General features: G+C 43.7%; 6 protein-coding genes. 3 read left to right on the top strand and 3 right to left on the bottom strand.

Going from position 1 to position 19,573, the window contains the following annotated elements:
• The first annotated feature begins 46 nt into the window (after window positions 1-46).
• Genes CYLST_RS08765 through CYLST_RS08775 form a run of 3 tightly spaced genes read left to right on the top strand, consistent with a single transcriptional unit; the run spans window position 47 to window position 7,422 of the window.
• Window positions 47-5,656 carry a response regulator gene (locus CYLST_RS08765; RefSeq protein WP_015207355.1) on the top strand — a complete coding sequence of 1,870 codons (5,610 nt, stop codon included), beginning with the start codon at window positions 47-49 and terminating at the stop codon, window positions 5,654-5,656.
• The gene (locus CYLST_RS08770) at window positions 5,628-6,011 is read left to right on the top strand and encodes a response regulator (RefSeq protein WP_015207356.1); all 384 of its coding nucleotides are present in this window, start codon (window positions 5,628-5,630) and stop codon (window positions 6,009-6,011) included. Before CYLST_RS08765 ends, CYLST_RS08770 begins: the two co-directional genes overlap by 29 nt.
• A 13-nt stretch (window positions 6,012-6,024) precedes the next feature.
• Window positions 6,025-7,422 (top strand): hypothetical protein, encoded by a 1,398-nt coding sequence (locus CYLST_RS08775; RefSeq protein WP_015207357.1) that lies wholly within the window; start codon window positions 6,025-6,027, stop codon window positions 7,420-7,422.
• A 188-nt stretch (window positions 7,423-7,610) separates the two neighbouring features.
• Here the strand turns inward: CYLST_RS08775 and CYLST_RS08780 are convergent, their stop codons facing one another.
• From CYLST_RS08780 to CYLST_RS08790, 3 genes are all read right to left on the bottom strand, one after another.
• Entirely contained in the window at window positions 7,611-17,696 is a 10,086-nt protein-coding gene (locus CYLST_RS08780) for a CHAT domain-containing protein (protein WP_015207358.1), read from the bottom strand.
• Between the two features lie 103 nt (window positions 17,697-17,799).
• Window positions 17,800-18,096 (bottom strand): hypothetical protein, encoded by a 297-nt coding sequence (locus tag CYLST_RS08785; RefSeq protein ID WP_015207359.1) that lies wholly within the window; start codon window positions 18,094-18,096, stop codon window positions 17,800-17,802.
• 515 nt (window positions 18,097-18,611) lie between these two features.
• A complete protein-coding gene (locus CYLST_RS08790) occupies window positions 18,612-19,520 on the bottom strand; it encodes a polysaccharide deacetylase family protein (protein ID WP_015207360.1) in 909 nt (302 codons plus the stop codon).
• Window positions 19,521-19,573: the final 53 nt, after the last annotated feature.

Here is a 19,573-nt window from a genome sequence, read left to right on the forward strand (position 1 = left end):
CCTAATAGCTTATGTTAAAATTATCACCATCAAGAAAGCTTGTAATATGAAGATTTTAGTAGTAGAGGATGACGAGTTAAATGCTTATGCACTCACTGCCGTTCTCACTGACCAAAACTATGCTGTTGAAGTTGCTTCTGATGGTGATGTGGCTTGGGATTTAATCGAAACTTACAATTATGATTTAATCCTCCTAGATGTCATGCTGCCGAAGCTAGATGGCATTAGTCTATGCCGGCAAATCCGGGCTAGTGGTCGGCAAGTGCCAATACTGTTATTGACAGGATGCGGTAGCAGTCATGAAAAGGCGACTGGGCTAGATGCTGGTGCAGATGACTATGTAGTTAAACCCTTCGAGCAAGAAGAGTTAGTCGCTCGTGTCAGGGCGTTATTGCGCCGGGGTGGGGTAACTTCGCAACCTGTGCTGGAGTGGAGCAGTTTACGGCTAGACCCTAGTAGTTGTGAAGTTACTTACGCTGATGATTTACTCTCGCTGACGCCAAAAGAATATGCTCTGTTAGAACTATTTTTGCGAAATAACCGCCGGGTGTTTAGCTGCGGCATGATTTTGGAGCATCTTTGGTCTTATGAAGACACACCAGGAGAAGAAGCTGTTCGCACCCATATTAAAGGGTTACGGCAGAAACTAAAAGCTGTGGGAGCACCCGGTGATTTGGTAGAAACAGTGTATGGAATTGGCTATCGCTTGAAATCTCAGGAAGAAGAAGGGGCGAAAATTTCTCCTGGCAAATCTTCAGGAACAAAACAACCGGAGTCAGACTTACCGAAACAGCAGCAAACACTGGCAGCAATTGGGGGAATTTGGCAACGATTTCGCGGGCGGGTTGACGAGCAGGTAAAGGTGCTGGAACAAGCGGCTGTTGCTGTCGGTCAAAAGTGTTTGAATTTAGAATTGCGATCGCAAGCCACCCAAGAAGCCCACACATTGGCAGGGTCATTAGGCACATTTGGCTTGGCTTGGGCGAACGACTTAGCACGGAGAATTGAGCTGCTGCTGAAATCTGGTAAAACCTTGAGTGCATCTGAGATTAGCAACCTCCAAACCTGGGTGAAGCTATTGCGTCAGGAAATTGAGGTTAACGCGGAGAAAGCAGTATTTTTGCCGCCAACTGTCGAGGAAAATCCTTTGGTGTTGGTGGTTGAGGGCGACACCACCTTAGGGGAACAGTTGGCGACAGAATCTGCGAATTGGGGGCTAAAAGTGAAAATTGCCACCAGTCTAGATGCAGCTAGAACACAACTTTACCAAAAGCCTCCCAGTGTGGTGCTGCTCGATCCTAGTGTTGCTGCTCATCAAGAAGATAGTGGGAATTTTTTAGGGGAGCTTTGCCAATGCCAACCTCCCATCCCAGTTCTAGTATTCACCGACCAGACAGACTTTACCAACCGCCTGCAAGTGGCTCGCAATGGCAGACATACCTTTTTGCAGAAGCCAATGCCCACAGCCCAAGTGCTAGAAGCAGTGACACAAGTGCTGCAAAATGCTCCCCATGCAGAAGCCAAAATTTTGGTTGTGGATGACGACCCGAAAATTCTTGCATTGTTGCAAACCTTACTTAGTCCTTGGGGACTGAAGGTAATCGCCCTGAATGACCCACGGCAGTTCTGGGAGACCCTGGAAGCTGTGACACCAGATATGCTGATTCTCGATGTAGAAATGCCTTACACCAATGGAATTGAACTTTGCCAGGTGGTAAGGAATGATCCGCGCTGGAGTGAGTTGCCGATCTTGTTTCTCACGGTTCATAGTGATGCCGAGATCGTAAATCAAGTATTTAGCATTGGTGCTGATGACTTTGTCAGCAAGCCGATCATTGGCCCAGAACTAGTTACCCGGATTATCAATCGCTTGGAGCGGATCAGACTGCGGCGGCGCATAACTCAAACCCCAAAAACTCCCGTAGCCGAACAGGAAAATCACTGGCGAGCTATATTTGATGCCGAGCCAGAATGCGTCAAAATGGTTGCAGCCGATGGGACTTTATTGGCGATGAATCCAGCCGGACTGGCGATGATTGAAGCAAACAGCAGTACCACGGTGATTGGCAAGTCAGTTTATTCTTTAATTGCCCCAGAATATCAAGAGGCGTTTCGCAAACTGAATGAAAGCGTCTGTCAGGGCAATCATGAAAGTATGCAGTTTGAGATTATTAGCTTCCAGGGTAATCGTCGTTGGTTAGAAACTCATGCAGTACCTCTGCGTAACAAAGCAGATGGCAAAATAGTGCAGTTAGCCATTACACGTGATATTACTCAAAATAAACGAGCAGAAACTGAAATTGGGCGGATGAATCGGACGATTCAGACATTGAGTGCTTGCAATCAAGCACTCGTTCGCGCTCAAGACGAGTCTGAGTTGCTACAGCAAATTTGCCAAATAATTGTTGAAGTCGGCGGCTATCGACTGGCATGGGTGGGCTTGGCTGAACATGATGCAGAGAAACATATCCGCCCAGCAGCTCAAGCAGGTTACGAAGATGGATCTTTGCAATCTCTGAACCTGTCTTGGGGAGACACAATTCACGGACAATGTCCTGCGGGTCTAGCTATTCGTACAGGTAAAACCTCGATCATCCAGAACATTTTTACAGACCCTAATTACCAGATTTGGGAGTGTCAAGCTAGTAACAGCGGTTATACTTCGTCGATTGCTTTACCTTTAACTGCTGATAATCAAGCTTTTGGGGCGTTGAATATTTACGCAGCTATTGCAGATGCCTTTGATGCTGATGAGGTGAAACTGCTGAAAGAACTAGCAGACGACTTGGCTTATGGGATTGTCGCTTTACGAAATCAGCGCGATCGCCAATTAGCCCAAATGGCACTGCGAGAAAGTGAAGAACGTCTTTCTCTGGCCCTGGAAGCAGTAAACCTGGGAAGCTGGGACTGGAATATCACTACCAACCAAATTATTTGGTCTGACAGCAATGCCCGATTATACGGGCTAGCTCCTGGGACATTTAATGGCACCTATGAAGCCTTTTGCGCCTGTGTGTTGCCAGAAGATAGAGAAGCCTTACAGCAGTCAATAACTCTAGCTTGTCAGCAAAAAATCGACTATAGTCATGAATTTCGAGTTGTCTGGCCAGATGGCAGCATTCACTGGATTGAGCGCAAAGGTAGATTTTATTACAATGCAGCCGGTGAGCCAATCCGGATGCTGGGTACATCCAAGGATATTAGCGAACGGCAAGCCGCGTTGCACGAACGCAAGCAGGTGGAATCAGCACTACAGCAGAGTGAGTCTAGTTACCAACAGCTAGTAGAACTCTGCCCAGAGGCAATTTTTATTCAAAACGAAGAAAAATTCGTCTTTTTAAACAGTGCTGCCATCAATCTATTTGGTGCAACACAAGCCGAAGAACTACTAGGCAAGCAAATACTTGACTTTGTACATCCAAGTTCTCAAGCAGTGGTACAAGAGCGAATCACATACTTGAGAGAAATTAAACAGCCAGTTCCATTATTAGAACAAAAGTGGATGAGGCTGGATAATACAGTGATGGACTTAGAGGTAGTAGCTGCTCCTTTTGTTTACCAGGGAAAACCGGCTGCTCAGGTTGTGGCCCGCGATATTACTCAACGCAAACAGATGGAGGCAGATATCTACAATGCGAAGAATGAACTGGAATTAAGAGTAGCAGAGCGCACTGGTGAGTTAATTAAGGTTAATCAACAGTTACAGTCAGAACTTGATGAGCGTCAGCGAACACAAGAAGCACTGCGGATTTCTCAAACTCGGTTTGAAGGAATTTTAAGTATTGCTGATGATGCAATTATTTCTATTGATGGCAATCAGTGCATCACTTTATTTAACCAAGGTGCAGAGAAGATTTTTGGCTACTCTGCCCAAGAAGTTATCGGACAACGGCTGGACTTACTGTTACCACTGCGCTTTTCTCAGGTTCATCGTCAGCATGTGGTTGACTTTGGTAAATCACCCAGTCTGGCCCGGAGAATGGGAGAACGTCGGGAGCTATTTGGCCGCCGCAGAGATGGAACTGAATTTCCGGCAGAAGCTTCCATTTCTAAATTAGATGTAGGGCAAGAAGCTGTTTATACCGTAATTTTACGTGATATAACAGAGCGCAAGCAAATCGAGCGGATGAAAGATGAGTTTGTCTCTGTGGTCAGTCATGAACTCCGCACACCTCTCACTTCGATTCACGGCTCTCTCGGAATGCTAGCCAGTGGTTTGCTACCCACAGACTCAGAGCAGGGAAAACGCCTGCTACAAATTGCTACCGATAGCACCGAGCGCTTGGTACGCTTGATCAACGACATCCTCGACATTGAGCGGATCGAGTCGGGTGAGGTGAAAATGGAAAGAGAAAGCTGCAATGTGCTTGACCTGATTGGGTCAGTAGTGAATATCTTGCAGCCCCTCGCCGACAAAGCAAAGGTGACTCTAGCCATGAACAGTCTATCCATCCAGCTATGGGCTGACCCTGATCGCATTGTCCAAACTCTGACCAACCTGCTAAGTAATGCGATTAAATTTTCGGCGTCTGGGTCTACAGTTTGGCTGACGGCGCAAAGGCAAGAAGATGAAATTCTGTTAATGGTCAAAGACACCGGACGTGGCATACCGGCTGAGAAACTCGATAGTATTTTTGAACGGTTTCAACAGGTTGATTCCTCTGATTCACGTAACCATGAGGGTACTGGTTTGGGCTTGGCAATTTCCAAGAGCATTGTCCAGCAACATGGTGGACGTATTTGGGTGGAGAGTGTTTTGGGTGAGGGTAGTAGTTTTTACTTCACAATCCCGATTATCGAGCCGCCCCAAAGCGCTGAATTAGAAACCGCCCAGATTCAGGTATCAGAACTGGTGACTCAAGACTCTCCTCTAGTGTTAGTCTGCGATGATGATTCTCTGATCCGTACCGATTTGCGAACTCTGCTGGAACAACGGGGATATCGGGTGGTTGCAGTTGCTACAGGTGAGGAAGCGATCGCTCAAGCAGTGTCCCAAAATCCAGACGTAATTTTGCTAGATTTGCTGATGCCGGGGATGAATGGTTGGGAAACAATGGCAGTATTAAAGGAACGGGAAGATACGAAAGATATCCCGATTTTGATTTGTAGTGTCTACAAACCTTGCCAAAGTAATCAACCCGGTGCAGACTTTGTCGATTGGTTGAGTAAGCCAGTTGAAGAAAGCTATCTGTTGCAATCCCTCAGACAATTGATCAGTGAACCCTCAAAGCGAGTCCGGATTCTGATTGTTGAGGACGATAACGATTTAGCAGACTTGCTGATCACTATATTTGAGCGACATGAGATTGAAACTTTCCTCGCTAAAACCGGACGGGAGGCGATCCGTCTCAGCCAAAGAGTTAATCCTGATGTTCTGATTCTCGATTTAATTCTACCGGAGAGTGATGGGTTTACAGTAGTAGACTGGCTACAGCAGCACAATCAGCTTTGTAGTATCCCAGTATTCGTTTACTCAGCCAAGGATCTAGACGCGTCGGAACGCCAGCGACTCAAATTAGGACATACAGAATTTTTGACCAAAGGGCGAGTCACAATTCAAGAATTTGAACAACGGGTGATGGATTTGCTGGGACGATTAACACACAACCAACAAGCGGAGGGCGATAATGGCAGCAAAACGAATTCTAGTGGTTGATAACGAGCAGTATATTCAAGAAGTTGCCAAGATTTGCTTAGAAACCGTTGCAGGTTGGGACGTACTGACGGCGAGTTCTGGAAAAGAGGGGATAATTCAAGCTGAGGCTTACCAACCAGATGCAATTTTGCTGGATGTGATGATGCCAGATATGGACGGCATTACCACTTTTGAGAAACTACAAGCAAATGCGGCAACACAAGAGATTCCGGTGATTTTGTTAACTGCTAAAATCCAGGCTTCTGACCGTCGCCGCTATGCTCAAATGGGGATAAAAACTGCGATCGCTAAACCATTCAATCCGTTAGAGTTAGCAGGTCAAGTGGCTGAAGCTTTAGGCTGGAGTTTAGATTAATATCAAGTCAATTATGAAAGAAACTATCAAATTTCCCAAAAATCAAATCACCACAGCCAACTGGCGTCTAACACCTGGTTATTTACACTCAGGCTTTGTGGATTTTGAATCAGCACATATTTTGTTAGGTCGTTTCCTAGAAGATAGAACCTCAGAAAACCCGCTGTCTGAGAAAGAGCTATTTGATCAGGACGGGATTTTTGAATGGGGAAACGCCAAGCCATTAGAAAAGGTGATTAATGGACGGGAAGATTTGGAGTTTTTGCTGAAACATCCCACTTTGTTTCGCCAATCTATAACTATCATCGAACCGTGGGAACACGTGGGAGTTAACCAAAACGGCGAAGAGGTTAGAGCCTCCAAAAATATTGCCTACATTGCTCAGAAAGTCGCCGATATGGATTCAATACTTTTACCTGTTTGGTCGAGTGGAATTATCGACCTTGAGGTAGTCGTGCCGGCAATTACTTCAGGTTATGCTGTGGTAGTAGAAGGCGGTAACCCGTCGGTGTACGATGCATCTACTTGGACAAGTCCCAAGTGTCCGCGAGCTGATATGTTTGCCCTTGTAGAAAAATTACTGATCTCGCGATCGCCTACTAGCGCACCCGTAATCTTTATTTGTGTGGGACACCAGCTAGCTGCTGAAGGTCATATACGACTCATCCGCCAAGCAGTCCAACAAGTCCTCTCATTAACATCATTAGAACGCGACAAGGACGGGAGAGCGATCAAATCGCTGCAAGCGGTTGCTTCCCGCATCGCAACTATGGGCAAGACAATGCAAATCAAAAAGCGCGATGGGCGCACTGTCGCTACTGGCTGGGATGATGACCATTTTGCTGTGACCCGCAACGAAGCAAAGGAAGTAGGTAAGCGCGTTCTGTTACCATATCAATCTCCCAATGGCGAAGCTAATGGTATTCCTTGGGAAATTATCCATGCTCATGATGTAACAGCCGATACACATGAAGGTGTAATTGACACAACTATTCAATACGAACACGAAGTATCGATTTCAATGTTCCATTCGGATGAAGTCAATGAAGAAGCCATCTTGTTTGCTAATTGGGCTTACCGAATGATACATGATGCCATTGTTCCTTACCGACATATCATAGCTGGTAGTTGTTTATCATGGTTGATACAATTACCCGACGCCATGGAAATACTTTGTTCAACTGCTGGAGAAAATGGTGAAATAGTTACGGAATGTTCGGCTACATGCATTAACTACAAAGACTTTGAAACCAAAAAAATTCGACGCTCTTTTACTTGTCAATTCCATCCAGAATTGCTGTCTGATTTGTGCGCGATTGGTAACAGTGAAGCTCCATCATATTATACATTAAAGAATGATGATGGTGTACGTTTATTTGTACGACTGCTGTATGCGGGAATGCAAGAGTAGGGTTGGCAAAAGTTCTCTATTTATCAAAGCGAAAAACCCCGAAATTAAAACCTAAAAACCCAAAAAGTTTTTAGGTTTTAATATCTTTCCCCCCTCCCCGCAAGCAGGGAGGGGTGTTAGGATGTGTGGCTATATGATAAATATTAAACCGAACATAAGTAATGATCCGAAATTGATATAACTCAGGCTTACCAGGGGCTGCCAATTATACTAAAGGCTGCCCAGTAAAAAGGGTGTTTGAGACTGCCTTGGATGTTGGTCTGCAAATACCCAGCCTGTTCGGGTGTGAGTGGGATGCTACCTTGAGAGCCAATAAACTGATTGCCTTCTAATCGCACTTTGCCCTGAAGCATGGCTAATTGCGCTTGTTGCAATGCTTCTGCTTTAATTCTGGCAGTACTCAAATTGCTATAAAACTCAGTCATCAAACCCAAAGTTCCAGGATCTGACACATACCATAAACTCGCCATTGCTGACTTGACACCACTTTTAACAGCTAACCCCGCAAAACCTAACTCTGCGTCTTCATCACCTACTGCTGATTTACAAGCACTGAGCACCAACAATTCCACTTGTGGGTTATTCCACCCCATCTGACTGATTTGATTGAACTGTAGCTTGCTGTCATACAACTGGATATAAGATTTATTTTTACCTCCGCTCTGTTTATTGGGAAAGTCTGCGTGGGTTGCCAAGTGAATGATCTGATATGGTGTGGCAGCACGTTGGGCCTTGAGATTGGCCAGAGTGAAGTTTTGGTCAAGGAAGTATTTACCCCGCTTCAGTTTCTGGACGATGGTAGGAATCTCTAGTGGTACAGCGTGTAACTCTGTTTGTTGTTGTTCTGGGGTAAATTTCTCGGCTCCCATTGCCAAAACTGGAGCGCCTTTTATATCCTGATATGTGGTGTTGGTAAGGCTAAAACTTGGTACTAGCGCCAGACTGTACTTTTCAATCAGAAATTGCTTACCATCGTGGAGAGCGGCGACGGGAAGCGATCGCAATCCTTCATCCATCACAAACATCAGATTATTAATGCCTTGCTGTTGTAACTCTGCTTCTCTTGGTGCAATCAGCAATTGATAAAGTTGCTGGGCGCTGGCTAAATAGGTGGTAGTACCAGCTTTATTAGGATCGGAAATTTCCCGTCTAAATTCTCGCAACGTAGCCAGAACCTTCCCTCTCGTTGCACCCGTTACTGACTTGTAGCTAGGTAGAGCATTTCCTGTAACAATCCCCAAACGCAATACATCGCTATCTTGGACTACGTTGATTGAATTTCCAGAATTCGGTATATATTTTTCCGGAGCAAAGTTTACATAGACAATTGCTGTTTTGACACCTGTAGCTGCTTGGTTTTTTTGAAGGATGGCCTGTGAGTCCTCTGTTTTAATCGAAGTTTCTTGCGTGGATAACCCCAGAAATACAGTAAATTGTTGGGTGTTATTCTCCTCTGATTCGTTAATAGCTTCGCTGTCAGCTATCACTGATGAAGTGTTATTAGTGGGTAACGATGGCAAGTCAACAACTGTAGTTTCTGCCTCTGTTGTTTCTTCTTGATTTGGAGTATTTGTGATTGGCAGCAATGTGACTGCTTGTCGAACTTGGGAATATATTTGAATATCGCCTTGCGTGAAATTACCAACAATTGACTGGGTGGGTAAAATGCTGTTTGTCAAACCAGTGCTAATGACTCCAGCAGTACCATTGGTTGTGGCGTCGCCCACTATAAAGATATCACCGCCATGATTGATTGTGATCTCACCGCTACCCAATGCCCCAAATGTAGAGATGCTGGCATTGAAACCATTACTATCGGTGAAGGTGTCTGTAGCTTGAAAGTAGCGTTTTGTGAAAATATCTACATTTCCACCGATGCCGCTGGTGCCACCTTGGGTATTGATAAATTTGACTACAATATCATTGTCTGGATCTAGTTTGACTGCGCCACCATTACCAGTGAGAGAACTGGTGTTGATGATGCCAGTATTAATGCGATCGCGTGCCATAACAGTAACTGCACCACCATTTCCAGACGCAGTATCAGAATTGATGTTTCCAGTGTCGATTGCGCCTGTAGTGCTGGTGAGGGCAATTTCCCCAGCATCGCCGGCATTGGTGCGCGAAGAAATATCGCCTGTAATCACGTCGCCATCAGCATTCAGGGTAGTATTGCCACCATCACCATCGTCATCAACATTAGAGTTTAAATCGCCAGTGGCGATCGCACCATTTTCGCTAATAACTGTAATATCTCCAGCTTCTGTAGTGATGTTGCTAGTAGTCACATTTTCATTTGCTAAAAATGCAATTGAGCCATTACCAGTCGCTGTAATATTACCGCCAACATCAATGGTATTACCAGTTAATTGCAGATTGTTGTCACCCGCTGCTAAAGTATCTGCAAATGCGATCGCTCCCGAATCGGCGTTAACTTCTTTTGCACCACTGCCAGTAAAGATCACAGGACTGTTAATCTGGATATCACCATTAGCGATCGCCATATCGCCGGGGATAGTAGTGCTGGCAGCGCTAGTGATGTTGAGGCTACTTAAAGGAGTTGTGCTCCCGATATTACCGCCAAAAATAATATTTCCAGTACCAGCAGCGAGAGATAAATTACCAGCCCCATCAATAGCATTCTCGAAGCTAATGTTGCTATTACCCGTGTTAAAAATTACATCTGCACCTGTACCCAGGAAGACTTTTTTGGTGAAAGTGAGGGGTTGATTGTTAGTGGTAATCCCAGCGTTGAAAGTGGTTACATCCGTATCAAAAGTAAAAGCGGCATTGTCACTGCCTGTAATTGACCCATTAAAATTAATACTACCAAAGGGAGATTGAAAATTTACAGGGTCGCTGAAAGTATAATTGTCGATATTAACCGCGCCACTGCCATCCAGGCTACCGATACTAATGGAACTGAAGCCATCATTCAAAGTAGCTAAGTCAATTTTGGTCAAGTTTAAAGTGTCTACACCCCCATCACTCTCACCGCCAACAGTAATATTTTGGCTGGGTGTAAATGGCTGAAGTACTAGATTTCCACTACCTGTTACCGAGTTAGCTGATGCGGTTAAATCTATTTCATCAGCAGTCAAAGTCAAATTATTACCACCTGCTGTTAAACCAGAATTTAGAACAATCTTGGCAGTTCCAGCATTGAAGATGGAATTGCCAGTCAAGTTGACAGGACTATTAAAGGTGAGATTGCCTGTGGTATTGATGTTACTAGCAACATTGGCGTTGACGGCGTTGCTGGTAAAGCTACTCAACGCAGTTGTTTCACCCACCGCAGCATTTAAATTGACGTTGCCTGTAGTTGCATTCAGAGTCAAATCACCGTTTCCATCAACTGTATTGTTGAAGTTGACATCGCCATCACTAGAATCAAAGACTTTCGCATCACTACCAGTCAGGATAACAGGACTATTAAATTGAAGATTGCCTGTGGTATTAATGTTACTAGCAACATTGGCGTTGACGGCGTCGCTGGTAAAGCTACTCAACGCAGTTGTTTCACCCACCGCAGCATTTAAGTTGACGTTGCCTGTAGTTGCATTGAGAGTTAAATCACTGTTGCCATCAACTGTATTATTGAAGTTGATATCGCCGTCACTAGAGTTGAAGGTTTTCGCATCACTACCAGTTAGCTCGACAGGACTATTAAATTGAAGATTGCCCGTTGTGCTGATATTACTCGCCACATTGGTGTTAGTGGCGTTGCTGGTGAAGCTACTCAACGCAGTTGTTCCACCCACTACAGCATTTAAGTTGACATTTCCACTGGCGTTGAGAGTTAAATCACTGTTTCCATCTACTGCGCCATTAAAAGTAATGTCATTGCTAGTCAGTGTAAAGTTGTTCAGCAAGCTGATGGAATCACTGAAATTGATGCCGTCGTCTCCATTGGCTGTCAGGATACCAGAAATTCCAATTGTACCGCCTGCTGCTGTTGTCAAATTACCATTTATTGTTGCTCCTGCCCCATCAAAGATAAGATTAACAGGTTTATTGATATTGACTGTTGGTTCAGTGTAAGTTCCGCTGGCAATATTGATTGTATTTCCGGTGGTAGCTGCATTGACACCTGCTTGAATATTGCCACTCAAAGGAGTCACATATACATTGTTAGGATTGACGCGGACAAAACCAACTGCTGAATTATCAATCGTATGGGTAATTTTATCTTCTATACCGAATAGTTGAGGTAGTGTTGCAGTTGCACCCGTTAAACCATCGAAGGTGACAGCAGTGGCATCGATTTCTTGCCCTGACAGTGCGCCATTAATTAGGGTGATATAGTCGCCTATTTGTCCAGAAAAAGTAGTGTTACCTAGGCTAATTGAGCTACTTGAACCATAAACATCTACGACTAACCCTGTATTACCGCCTGTAATGCTGGAATTATCTTGCAGAATCAAAGATCCAGAACCGTTGTAGATGGTGCCGCCGCCTAATGGTGCTGAGTTGTCAGCAAGGGTGCTATTGCTGACTGTGGCTGTAACAAAATTGGCGATCGCACCGCCGCCTAATCCTGCTGAGTTGCCTTCAATGGTGCTGTCGCTAACTGTGGCTGTGCCTACACTGTTGTAGATGCCACCGCCTAAGTCTGTTGCCGAGTTACCTTCAATGGTGCTGTTGCTGACTCTGACTGTGAGATCGTTGAAGATGCCACCGCCGTGTTGTCCTGCCGAGTTACCTTCAATAGTGCTGTTGCTGACTGTGGCTGTGCCACCGTTGAAGATGCCAGCGCCTAAGTTTGCCGAGTTGCTAGCAATGGTGCTATTGCTGAGGTTTAGGACACTACCACTTCCTACTTGAATGCCTCCACCATAGTTACTGCCAGCATTGCCATCAGTAATCCTCAATGCATCTAAGGTAACGTTAGTGCCATCTCCATAAATGTCGAATACGCGAGTTGTTCCACCACCGCTAACAATAGTATTATTCGTCCCTGCACCCGCCACAGTCACAGATTTATTAATCTCAATTTGCTGTGTCTGAGTGTAAGTTCCGCTGGCAATATTGATCATATTTCCGGTGGTAGCTGCATTGACACCTCTTTGAATATTGCCGCTCAAAGGAGTCACATATACATTGTTAGGATTGACGCGGACAAAACCAACTGCCGAATTATCAATCGTATGGGTAATTTTATCTTCTATACCGAATAGTTGAGGTAATGTTGCAGTTGCACCCGTTAAACCATCGAAGGTGACAGCAGTGGCATCAATTTCTTGCCCTGCCAGTGCGCCATTAATTAGGCTAATATAGTCGCCTGTTTGACCAGAAAAAGTAGTATTACCTAGGGTAATTAGACCACTTGAACCATCTACGACTAACCCTGTATTACTGCCTATAATGCTCGAATTATCCTTAAGACTGAGAGGCCCATTGTTGTTGTAGATGACACTGCCTAAAGATGCCGAGTTGCTAAAAAGGGTGGTATTGCTGACTGTGGCTGTCCCTGAGTTATAGATACTATTGCCGTTGTTTAGTGCCGTATTCTCTGAAAGTTGGCTGTTGCTGACTGTGAAGTTGCCAAAGTTAAAGATACCGCCGCCTAATGTTGCCGAGTTGCCCAAAAGGTTACTGTTGCTGACTGTGAATGCGTCATAGTTGGCAATGCCCCCGCCTAATGGCGCTGAGTTGCCCTCAATGGTGCTATCTCTAACTGTGGCTGTGCCTGAGTTATAGATACCGCCACCGTTGTTTGTTGCCGAGTTATCAGCGATGCCGCTTTCGGTGACTATGGCTGTACCTGAGTTATAGATGCCACCGCCAGATTGTGCGGTGTTGCCAGAAAGCTTGTTGTCGCTGACTGTGGCTGTCCCTGAGTTAAAGATACCGCCACCGTTGTTTGTTGCCGAGTTGTTAGAAAGGATGCTGGCGCTGACTGTGGCTGTCCCTGAGTTGTAGATGCTGCCGCCTTCGGATGTTGCCGAGTTGCCAGAAAGAGTGCTGTCGGCGATTGTGAATGTACCTGAGTTGTAGATGCCACCGCCAGATTGTGCGGTGTTGCCAGTGATATCTGTATTATTCAGGTTTACAGTACCATTTTGTATCCAGATACCCCCACCTTGCAAATTTGCTGTGTTGCCAACGATAGTGCTGTTAATCAACGTGGTGGTTCCACTTTTATTCCATATCCCACCAGCTTCGTTGGTAAGAGAATTATTTCCTGAGATAGTACTGTTGGTAATATTCAGAGTGCCGCCATCATTCCAGATTCCACCAGCAACGCCGCCACCACCGGCTGTATTGTTAGAAATAGTACTGTTGGTAATATTCAGCGTCCCAACACCTTGATTCAGTATGCCGCCAGCACTATTTGCCCTGTTATTAGAAATAGTGCTGTTGATCACATTCAGCGTCCCCGAACCAGTTTTCTGGATACCACCACCGTTTACCAAAGAACCGCTGAAACCATTTGTAATCGTTAAACTATCTAGAGTGACGTTGGTGCCATCTCCAGAAATGTCGAATACGCGAGTTGTTCCACCACCACTAACAATAGTATTATTCGCCCCTGCACCCGTCACAGTCAGGGATTTATTAATTCCAATTTGCTGTGTCTGAGTGTAAGTTGCTGCTGCTAGATTGACATTTGCACTCCTTGCAGCGACATCAATGCCATTTTGAATTAAGCCATTAGCACCAATATTCACCGTATTGGCTGTACCCGAAAGCTGATTATTGGTGATGATGCCAGCATTGAGGGTGATGGAATTAGTATTAAATATAAGAGAGGCATTGTCATTACCTGTAATTGACCCATTAACGTTGAGACTACCAGTAGGAGATTGAATTGTTACTGGGTCGTTGAAGGTGACAGCGTTAACATCAATCACTCCACTGCTATCTGTGCGTCCGATAGTAATGGAATTGAAACCATCGGCTAAGGCTGCTAAGTCAGTGTTGGTCAAGTCTAAAGTGTTGGTGGCATTTGTGTCGTTAATATCGCCAAGTATAATATTTTGACTGGCTGTAAATGGCCGAAGTGTGATGTTGCCAGTACCTGTAACTGAGTTAGGTGTGAACAAGTCTATTTCATTTGCAGTCAAGATTAAATCAGAATTACCTGCTGCTAAACTGGAATTAATCGCGATCGCACCCACTTGAGAACTAAATTCTTTTTGACCAGTGCCTGTAAGGGTTACAGGCTTATTCAAGATGAGATTGCTGATGGTGCTGATGTTGCTAGCTACATTAGTGTTGGTAGCTTCAGTAATATCCAGCTTGTTCAGTGCCGATGTTCCACCCACTGCACCTTGAAAGGTAATATTCCCTGGACCTGCCAGAATTAAATCTTTGGCGCCATCTACTGTGCTGTTGAAGGTAATATTGCCGCTACCAAAGTTAAGAGTTGCATTCTCACCTAACAAGACTGAACTCAGGAAATTAATGGCTGGGTTGTTGGTGGTAGTAATGTCAGCCTTTAGCACAGTTGGGCCATTGAGGGTGATGGCGGCGTTATTGCCTGTAATTGACCCATTAACGTTGATACTACCAGCAGATTGAATTGTGACTGGGTCGTTGAAGGTGACAGCGTTAACATCAATCACTCCAATACTATCTTTGCGTCCGATAGTTAAGGAATTAAAGCCATCTTGGATGGCTGCTAAGTCAGTTTTGGTCAAGTCTAAAGTGCCTGCACCACTATCGCTATTACCGCCAAGTGCAATATTTTGACTGGCTATAAATGGCTGAAGTATTAGATTCCCACTGCCAGTTACTGAGTTAGGTGTGAGCAAGTCTATTTCATCAGCAGTTAAAGTTAAATTATTACTACCTGCATCTAAACCAGAATTCAGAATAATCTGGTTAGTTCCAGCGTTAAAAGTAGCATTGCCGCCTAGTTTAGTTAAGATATTCAGGGTGACGGGACTATTGAAAGTAAGATTGCCTGTTGTGAAAATGTTACTGGCAACATTAGTATTAATGGCGTTGCTGGCGAAGCTACTTAACGGTGTTATCTCTCCCACAGCATCATTTAAGTTAACGTTGCCAGTAGCAGCATTAACAACTAAATCACTTGCCCCATCAACTGTATTGCCAAACGTGATATTTCCCGTAGTCGAGTCGAAAGTTTTCGCACCACTGCCAGTTAAGTTGACGGGACTATTTAATTGAAGATTGGCTGTTGTGAAGATATTACTAAAAACATTGGTGTTGCTGGCGCTGCTAGTAAAGCTACTTAACGCCGTTATTGCACCAACAGATCCATTTAAGGTAACGTTGCCAGTACCAGCATTAACAGTTACATCGGCATTGCCATCAACTGTGCCATTAAAGGTAATATTTCCCCCCGATGCGTCGCTACTGACTGTAATTGGGGTGTTGTTAAAAGTAGTTGCACCATTAATCAGAATGCTATTATTTGTTGTTTGCACATTGCCGACAATAGAGTTTTCATTACCAGTTAAAGTAATTTCTCCACCCTGTGCATTACCAGAAGTAGCATTAATGAAATTAGTAGCAATATTACCTTGGGTAGTCGTCAAGTTTACATTTCCCCCAATCCCACTAACAGAACTAGCGTCTATTTGGTTTGTATTAATATTGCCATTCGCTGTGAGGGTAACTGCTCCAGCGTTCAACTGAGCAACGGTAAGAAGTGAACCTGTAATAATGTCACCAGATGCAGTTAAAGTAATGGAGCCAGCATCGCCATTTGCGTTGTCGGTGTTGATGTTTCCTACCTGAATACTCCCAGCCGGTGATAAGGCATTGTTAGGTTTTTTGAAGTCGGTTGATGGATTCCCGACATTATTTTGAGGAAGATTATCTGTAGCAACTGAACTCAAGCCAGCGCGTAATACTAGATTGGGGCCATCCTTCAATTCTGGGTCACTACTATTTATATCTGCACCTGTAATTTTGATGTTTCCACCCTTAATACTTCCTGTCGCTTCTACTTTCAGCGCTATCCCTGTGTAATCGCCAAACTCAACATCACTGTTTGCTGTAATAATTGGATCATAGAGACTGACAAAGTTACCTGCACTACCCGATAGCTTGAGAATCGAAAACTTTCCACCGCTGCTAAAGTGAGCATCACCAGAAACAATACCATCGCTGATTAAACTGAGATTTCCGCCACTGACAAAAGGTGTTTGGGGGTGGTTCAGGGCGAGAATATCAATGTTTTGATTGCCCTGGATGTGGAGATTTCCCCCTGCTGTCGCCGAAAAGGAGTTAGCTACACTATCGCGTATCTGCACGGTGTTTTGAGCTAACAGGTTTAAATTGCCTGTTGTGTTCAGTTGACTTTCTGGCAAAGTTAAATTATTGGCAGCTGACAGGGTTGCTGTTTGTGATGTCAACCCTTTGGCGACTACATCCCCAGCATTTACCTGAATGCCAGAACCTGTCAGTTCTAAGTGTCCGTTACTATTAACTGTTAAGCTAGTGGCGTTAGTGAAATTTCCACCTGTTAACAGTTGGGGTAAAGTGGGGGCAGATATACCACCGGATATGGGGGAAATCTCCAAACTCAGCAAGTGTCCGGGTTGGCTGATGCGTAACAGTTTCTCACCAGGTACAGAAGCAACAGTGATATTACCTCCTGGTGCTGATAGCTTTCCGGTACTAACAACAGAACCACCCAGCAAATTTAAATTATTGCCATTACCTACTTCCAAGTTGCCAAAATTAATGATGCTTCCTGGTTGAGAGGTGCTGAAATTAAAGGCGCTGGGGGTTCCTATTAAGTCGGCGTAGTTGTTGTTGCCAACGTCATTGAACCAAAGATTATTACCAAACCCAATACCATTAGCAGTTGTGGCGGTAAATGATGCGGGTACATTTAGCTGGGAATTCGGCCCGAAGATCATTCCGGCTGGATTCATCAAGAATAAGTTGGAATTACCGCCAGTAACTTGAATTAGACCATTAATAATCGAAGCATCACCGCCAACAACTCGCCCCAAAATATTCTGGATATTGGGGTTAGAAAGAAAGTTGGCTGTTTGGTTGGCGTCAAGACCGAATTTTTGGAAGCTGTGGAAAAGATTCGCGCCATCTCCAGAGAGGGAACCGCCATTGATATCTAGCTGGTTGCCGTTGGGAGTGACTGTTGTGTTTGTGCCGTCAGCCGCTGGGGTGATAGACTGGGCTTGCACGGGTGAGATAATCGCGCTTACAGCCAGAATTTGTGCGATTGCCTCCGGCACTGCGCTCCGCGCAATCGCGAACAGCCCACCAGAGGCGATCGCATTTTTGACAATTAATAAAAGTAAATTATTAATTTTATTAGCTAAATAAGTCATAAGCAATTCCAAATTTCCTATGAAAAATACATTAATAAAGCTAGTTACAAATCTTTTACAGAAAACCATGTAACTAGCAGACACAAAATTTTTATGGCTAGAATTAAGGTATTAGTCTATATTCTTCTACATGCTCCCTATAAACAAACCAAGTCTGTATAGGGTCGCCTCCCTCTTGAGGTTTCAGCTTTTCCTTAAAAGTCACTTTCCAGTGATCACCACCATAATAACTAGCACTTTTGGCATCACTAGAACCACGATCAATCGTTGAGACAAAAAATAGTGTACCTGCTTTAGCTAAATACGTAGGGTCAGCCTTTTTAAGGTCTTTCGCTTGTTGGGCACTTTGCTTGAATGTCGTAGTACCAACGTTGTCTTTGATTCTTAAAATGCCTGGCATTGATGCATCTCCTGTAATTCAAATTTAAGGCTTTGAAACTTTAATTATTTAGCAACTAACTTTCCAAAATTATTATAATTAAACCTAATGTTAAGATGGTAGTAACAATTAAACTGAAAATACCTCTAAACTGGGCGAGGGTTTTAGCTGGAAATATTTTACGTTGAATCTAGAATGCTTACGTACTTAAGTATACTCTAACACGACAAAAGGAAGATGTATTGTAATATTTAATACGATTTAATTCAAAATGTGACAAATAGTAACTTTAAGTGTAGAATCTAGAATTAGTATAGATTACATCCACCAAAAAAGCTTTAGTTTGGTAAATAAACCAAAAAGACTACTAACCAAGTTTGTGCTGTTGGATTTTTATTAAAAGTAAATGGTCTGATATAGCAAGTTATCGATTGCGTGCAATACACAATTTAGAAACTGTAATATGTGGTCTCTACATTCTTAGCTCGACCTTGCTCATTTTTGTGAAATATGCTCGCCGTTCACTAACTAACATATTAACATTTATCTTTAGGCTGAGATTTATTCTCAATTAATGGAAATTTTTCAGCCATTTCTATTAGTTCCTTGGGTGATTTGCGGCGGTTAACCATTAAACGAGGAATTTTATAGTGGTTTGTCGAACAGCTAGAGTCTAGGGTTTCATTATTATATAAATAGCTCGATAAATAATATTTAAAAACATAAGATTCTACCTGTTTATTGTAAGCCCCATAGGGATAAGCTAGATGAGATGCTACTCTTTGGTCTGGGTCTAAATCTTGGGTACATTTTCTCAGTTCAATCCTAGCTCGTAATAGTTCATTAACTAACTGGGGACGAGAAATTTCTGTTAAATCTTTATGAGTTAGTCCATGAGATTGAATATCAAAAAATCCTTTTTGCAATCCCTCTCTCAATTCCCGGCATCCTAAGTGAGTTGAAGCAACGCTGTTTTCGTTAGCTAAAGTACCTGGATTGATAAATAAAACAACTTTTACTTTTCGTTGATATTTCTTTTCCAACTTCGACAACAGGGGGAGTAAATTTGTGTATACTGTTTTATAACCATCATCAAAGGTAAGCATAATTGGCTTTTGGTGGCGATGTGCAGCCGGGATTTCTTTTGATTTTGTTAAAAAAAAATCATATAAATCTTCAGCGCTTAAGAACCAATAATCATGAATAATTAAGTACTCCAGGAGTTTTTCTAAATCTTTTCGGGGGTAGTCCATATCTCCTTGTTCAGATTGCAGAGCAGTATTTTTAGTATCAGTGATGCCATGAAAACCAAAAATCGGTATTATTGGCTGAGTAGTTCTTAAATTGATGACACCAAGACCCATGATGAATACTAGAACTAAACTAAAAAGAGGAGTTTTGGTTTTTCGCGAGTTAATAACGTTATGATCATGGGTATCAGACATTTTGCTAATAGTTCCTTCCTTGTGAGTATTATTGAGAATACTGTACCCTTTTA

It is taken from the genome of Cylindrospermum stagnale PCC 7417 (assembly GCF_000317535.1).
Classification (GTDB): Bacteria; Cyanobacteriota; Cyanobacteriia; order Cyanobacteriales; family Nostocaceae; genus Cylindrospermum; species Cylindrospermum stagnale.

Coding starts and splice junctions, on each gene's coding strand:
- CYLST_RS08780 (WP_015207358.1), bottom strand. CDS start 17,696: ATGACTTATTTAGCTAATAAAATTAATAATTTACTTTTATTAATTGTC.
- CYLST_RS08770 (WP_015207356.1), top strand. CDS start 5,628: ATGGCAGCAAAACGAATTCTAGTGGTTGATAACGAGCAGTATATTCAA.
- CYLST_RS08790 (WP_015207360.1), bottom strand. CDS start 19,520: ATGTCTGATACCCATGATCATAACGTTATTAACTCGCGAAAAACCAAA.
- CYLST_RS08775 (WP_015207357.1), top strand. CDS start 6,025: ATGAAAGAAACTATCAAATTTCCCAAAAATCAAATCACCACAGCCAAC.
- CYLST_RS08765 (WP_015207355.1), top strand. CDS start 47: ATGAAGATTTTAGTAGTAGAGGATGACGAGTTAAATGCTTATGCACTC.
- CYLST_RS08785 (WP_015207359.1), bottom strand. CDS start 18,096: ATGCCAGGCATTTTAAGAATCAAAGACAACGTTGGTACTACGACATTC.